3 protein-coding genes and 2 pseudogenes are annotated in these 3,838 nt (G+C 65.4%); 3 read left to right on the top strand and 2 right to left on the bottom strand.

Annotated features, from left to right (window positions below):
• Positions 1-396 (bottom strand): annotated as a pseudogene (locus WCB02_RS20770) (hypothetical protein); the annotation flags it as partial.
• A gap of 1 nt (position 397) precedes the next feature.
• On the opposite strand from WCB02_RS20770, the gene WCB02_RS20765 reads away from it, so the two are divergent.
• Together WCB02_RS20765 and WCB02_RS20760 are read left to right on the top strand one after the other, a co-directional pair.
• The gene (locus WCB02_RS20765; RefSeq protein WP_423960968.1) at positions 398-946 is read left to right on the top strand and encodes a hypothetical protein; all 549 of its coding nucleotides are present in this window, start codon (positions 398-400) and stop codon (positions 944-946) included.
• A 131-nt stretch (positions 947-1,077) separates the two neighbouring features.
• Positions 1,078-1,458 (top strand): annotated as a pseudogene (locus WCB02_RS20760) (hypothetical protein).
• Here WCB02_RS20760 and WCB02_RS20755 read toward each other — a convergent pair.
• Positions 1,418-3,019 (bottom strand): beta-(1-6) glucans synthase, encoded by a 1,602-nt coding sequence (locus tag WCB02_RS20755; RefSeq protein ID WP_423960966.1) that lies wholly within the window; start codon positions 3,017-3,019, stop codon positions 1,418-1,420. The pseudogene WCB02_RS20760 and the gene WCB02_RS20755 sit on opposite strands and share 41 nt — an antisense overlap.
• 344 nt (positions 3,020-3,363) lie before the next feature.
• Between WCB02_RS20755 and WCB02_RS20750 the strand changes: the two genes are divergently transcribed.
• Positions 3,364-3,838: beta-1-3, beta-1-6-glucan biosynthesis protein (locus WCB02_RS20750; RefSeq protein ID WP_423960963.1), on the top strand; the 475-nt coding region annotated here is incomplete at its 3' end.

The raw sequence follows: 3,838 nt of genomic DNA, 5'->3' as shown, positions 1-3,838 counted from the left end.
GGTGACGACGGCAGCTGTCGCAACAGTGGCTCCAGCCGCGTCGCCAGCGGCTCCGGCCGAAAAACGCCGCGCAGAGCTGGCGTCGAGGCAAGAGAGCAGACAAGAAAGCCGGCCCGAGCCCAAGCCGGAGATCAAGGCTGAGATCAGGACTGCGATCAAGACTGAGATGAAGCCCGAAGAAAGGCCCGACCCATCCGCCGCGATGGCCCTGGTCCCCCCGCCGGTGCCGTCGCCGGCGGCCCCGTCCACGCCCATGAGCTGGGCATCGCCGGCGCCGCTGTTGCCCTCGAAACTGGTCATGGGACCGCCGGATCCTGCCGCGGCGAAGCTGATGGAGCCCGCGCGAGAGGCCAATGCCAGCAGCGCGATGCCGTCGCCGGCCGCCAGCGAGGCCAAGATGGAGGCCAAGACAGAAGCCTCGACAAAGGACGCGAAGGATCACTCGCCGAAGGACGCCAAGGGGAAGGCTGCGGACGCCGCGCCTGCGGACGTTCCTGTCCAGCGCACAGACTTCGCCGTCGATCTCGGCAGCGCCAATTCGATCGGCGGCCTGCGCGCGCTATGGCGCGGGCTCGTGAAAGGCAATGCCGCGCTGGCGGAGCTGCATCCCATCATCGTGCTGAAGGAGAGCAGTTCTGGGCTCGGCATGCAGCTTCGGCTGGCCGCCGGTCCGCTGCGTGACGCCGCAGCGGCCGCCAGGATCTGCGCCGTCCTGACCGAAAGCGAGCGCAGTTGCGAGACCACCGTATTCGACGGTCAGCGGCTCGCGCTTGGCAATGACGAACCGCAATCGCCGCCGGCGATCAAGCCCGCTGCCGCGGGCAAACCGCCGTCCTATTATTACCGGCACGGCGGCCAGCGGCACAGCCAGAACGACGAACCCGCGCCGAAGCCGGAAGCACCGGCTCCGTCGTCGACATTCTCGTCGCTGTTCGGCAGGCATTAGGACATGTCAACCGGCGCTGCGAAGCGCTTGCGGGTGTGCGCATGTCCGTCATTCAACGCAGGGCTTGTCAACGGAGGACTTGTCAACGGAGGGCTTGTCCCGTCCCCCGTTGCCGATCATAGTCCCGGCCCATGAAAAAGATCCCGTTTCGATTGACCCCCTATCAGGTGCAGTGGCTGCTGGTCGTCGGCTTCGTCACCGTCGGCTACGCGCTCTATCTGCGCTACCTCGGCATCTAATTCTCCACCGTGGCGCTGTCCTGCGACGCCGGCCTGCGCACCGTGCTGTGCAAATCCCGCACGCTGGCGACGGTGCTTTTCCAGAACTCGGTGTTCGGCATCGTGGCGCTGGTGATCGCTGTGCTGCACGTCATCCGGCCGTCGATCGTGCTGTTGACCGGCGGCTTGATCGCCGCGGGCCTCGGCGTCGTACTTTATAATGTCAACCTGTCGGGACTTGCGATCGGGCTGCTCATTTTGGGATTTGCGCGACCCGCGCCCGCCACAGCGTAAGCGCGAACAGGGCGTAGATCGCGCAGGTCCACAACGACTGCCAGTTGGCCGAGCCCTCGTTGACCACGATGAACAGCGCCGACATCGCCAACAGCCCGGCGAACACCGCCTCCGCGATCGGACGGGCGCCCTGTTGCGGACGGTTGAGCGCCAGGGTGGCGAACGGCAGCACCGCCATGGTCAGCGCCGCATAGGGAAAATCCTTGTAGCGCGGGTCGAACACGAAGCCGATTGCGGTCTCCGCGCCGATCAGCGCGGTCACAACCAGTGACAATCCCAACAGGGTCGTCAGGAACGACCGGCTGCGGCCGTCGTCCGGGCCGAACAGGTCGAGAAAGGTCGGTAGCGCCCGCCCCGCCATCAGGGCGTTGGCACACAACAGCGGCGAGGCGGTCGCGGCAGCCAGCAGCGCGCCCCACTGCAGCCAGCCGCCGAAGCCGTAGCTTTCATAAAACATCTTGTCGCAGGCCACCCCGAGCAGGATTCCGGCCGCCGTCGCCGAAATTCCGACCGCGATCCAGGATGTCCGCGGCGGCATCCAGGGCCGCCGGCGCAAGGTCAGCCCAGCCGCGGCGAACACCAGGACGCTCAGTCCCATGCCAAATCCCATCTGCCACTTCCAGAGCGGGAAATTGCTGATGGCCTTGCCCGGAGGATATTTCAGGGCCCGCTGCACGGAATCGAACAGGCCCCAATAGCCGCCGACCGTGCCTTCGAGCCTTCGCTTCCAGGGCTGGTCATAGGCCTCGATCAGGTTGACGCGAAAGTTCTCCTGCTTGGCGAGGCTGAGGATCTCCGAGACCACGCGGGCCTGGTTGGTCCGTGACGGCAGCGCGCCCTCGCGCATCCGTCCCTCGCTCGGCCAGCCGGTCTCGCCGATCAGGATCTCCTTGCCGGGAAACGCCACCGCGAGCTGCTGGCGGATCGCGTCGACATGGGCGGCGGCGAATTTGGCGCGGATCGGAAAGTCTTCCCAGTAAGGCAGGATATGAATGGTGACGAAATCGACGGCGTCGTAGATTTCCCGGTTGCGCAACCAGTATTCCCAAACATCGGCGTAGGTGACGGGCACGGTGATCTGGGCCTTCACCGAGCGGATGGTGGCAGCAAGATCATTGCTCGTCATCTCACCGCGCAGCAGCACCTCATTGCCGACCACCACGGCGGTGATGACGCCGGGATATTGCTTGGTTAGTCCAACCACGGTCGCAATCTGCGCCTGGTTCTTGAGCCGGTCGCTGCCGAGCCAGATTCCCTGAATGACCTTGAGGCCGACCTTGGCGGCGATGCCGGGCACCTGATCCAGGCCATTTTCGACCGAATAGGTGCGGATGCATTCGGAGATGCCCGCGAGCTGCGCCAGGTCCTGCTCGATCTGCCCGGCCGGAACCCGGGCGGTCGACTGCAGCGGGGTCTGCGCGCCGCGGAACGGCGCATAGGACACGCATTGCAGCTTGGCATTGGGATCGATCGGGGCGCGCGCCAGCGTGATCGGCGTCGCCAGCCACCACCACACGGCGGCAATCGTCCCCAGGGAAACGAGCAGAAGCGCCAGTGGCATCCGAAAAGAAATTGGTCCAGTCCTTTTAGCCGGGGACCGTCGATTAGCTGGTCGTCCGCCATCTGCCAAGAGCGACGACCGAGAGCGGCAGCCAGGAGCGGGTGCCAAGCCCGGGTCTCGCGCGCGGGTCGGCTAGCGGGGCAGTTCGGATATCGCGGGTTGGCCGGCCTGTGTGGATTTTACCACGAAGCGATAATATTGTGACTTTGCTGGACAAAATCCGAAATACGCGTCATGGGTCGAACTTGGCTAGAGCCTGGCTTCGCCGCATTGGGGACCCATTTGGACGGCATCACCCATGCTTTGGCGGCAGCGTGGCAAGCAGGCAACAAATCGGGGATTTTATGCGTCGACGGGTGCTTGAGCTAAGAAGTAAGGTTTTGCGCCATCTCGCAGTTCCCGCGCTGTTATTTCTGATCGGTACCGGCTCCAGCCTGGCCCAGAGCGGCGCCCAGGACCAGGCCGGCAAACCGGGTCAGCCAGCCCCGTCCGACGCCGCCAAGGACAACCAGCGCAAGGTCGACCAGTTCTCCGAAGCAGCGCAGGCGATCAATGGGCCGGCCGGCAATCCGGAATGCGTCTGGCTCGGCCGCCGCGTGGTGCAGCTGGTCTGGGTCGACGACCTCGATACCGCGTTCCGCCATCTCGACCTCTACGACCGCTTCGGCTGTCCCGGCGGCCATATCCAGGCGGCGTTCCGCTGCCTGACCCGGTTCGGCGCCCAGATCGACGACAAGGTGCGCAACAGCCTGAGCGACCACGTTCATACCTGCTGGATCAATCCGGCCGCGCAGCCGCCGCAGGCCGCCGCCGCAGCGG

Source organism: Bradyrhizobium sp. (genome assembly GCF_049581145.1).
Classification (GTDB): domain Bacteria; phylum Pseudomonadota; class Alphaproteobacteria; order Rhizobiales; family Xanthobacteraceae; genus Bradyrhizobium.
The sequence above is the reverse complement of the archived record's forward strand: the minus strand, read 5'-3'. Positions and strand labels throughout refer to the sequence as shown.

What these genes read in the sequence shown, in the direction of transcription:
- WCB02_RS20765 (WP_423960968.1), top strand. Translation starts at nt 398, where the DNA reads ATGGAGGCCAAGACAGAAGCCTCGACAAAGGACGCGAAGGATCACTCG.
- WCB02_RS20755 (WP_423960966.1), bottom strand. Translation starts at nt 3,019, where the DNA reads ATGCCACTGGCGCTTCTGCTCGTTTCCCTGGGGACGATTGCCGCCGTG.